1 protein-coding gene and 1 pseudogene are annotated in these 912 nt (G+C 74.6%); one reads left to right on the forward strand and one right to left on the reverse strand.

The window, feature by feature from the left end; genetic code table 11:
* Positions 1 to 283 (reverse strand): annotated as a pseudogene (locus tag CCN33_RS32600) (alpha/beta hydrolase); the annotation flags it as partial.
* 89 nt (positions 284 to 372) lie between these two features.
* Here CCN33_RS32600 and CCN33_RS30515 point away from each other — a divergent pair.
* Positions 373 to 912: MerR family transcriptional regulator (locus tag CCN33_RS30515; protein ID WP_140394778.1), on the forward strand; the 540-nt coding region annotated here is incomplete at its 3' end.

The following is a 912-nucleotide window of genomic DNA, read 5'->3' on the forward strand; positions in this document are numbered from 1 at the left end:
CCCGGTCCCGGCGCCGGTCGGCGGCGCCCAGAGCCGGCAGCAGTCCGTAGCCGTGCCCGACCAGCACCACGCGCTCGCCCGCCGCGTCCACCTGGCGGATCACCTCCGCGATGTGCGTCTCCAGGTCGGCCGGGACGACGGAACCACCCTCTGCGAGCGTCGCGCAGAACACCCGTGCCCCCACGCGCCGCAGCACCGCCGCCACCCGCGCCCACACCCAGTCCCCCGTGTGCGCCTCCGGCACCAGGACGAACGCGGCCTCGGTCCCTGTGTCCACTGTCATCCCCGACTCCTCCCACTGGTCCGGCGCGACCGTGTCCCCGGCCGCGCGCGCCGCTACCGTAGGAACTCCCCCTGGAGGAGGTTCAAGGCGTGACCGGCAGTACTTCGTGGAGCATCGGGGAACTCGCCGCGCGGGCGGGCGTCACCGTGAAGACCGTCCGCTTCTACTCCGACCAGGGACTACTGCCCGAGACCGGCCGCAGCTCCGGAGGTCACCGCCGTTACGGTACGGAGGCACTGGGCCGGCTGCGGATGATCCGCTCGCTGCGCACCCTCGACCTCCCGGTACCGGACGTCGGCCGGGCGCTGGAGCGGGACGACGCACTGGAGGCACTGGTCGCGGACCGCCTGCGCGAACTGCGGCCCCAGCTCACCTCGCTGCGCTGGCGGGAAGCCGCGCTCCACCTCCTCGCGGACTGCTCGCCGGAGGAGCGGGCCCGGCGGCTGGACCTCATCGGCGCCATGGGCCTCCCACCCGACACCGACGTCCTCGCCCGCTTCTGGCGCCGGTGGCTCTTCCCGGCCCGGCTGCCGGCATCCCTGCTGGCCGGGATCGTCGACACCGCGGTACCCGCACCGTCCCACGACCCCACCCCGGCGCACGTACTGGCCTTCGGGCGGTTGCGGGCG

It is taken from the genome of Streptomyces recifensis (assembly GCF_002154615.1).
Classification (GTDB): domain Bacteria; phylum Actinomycetota; class Actinomycetes; order Streptomycetales; family Streptomycetaceae; genus Streptomyces; species Streptomyces griseoluteus.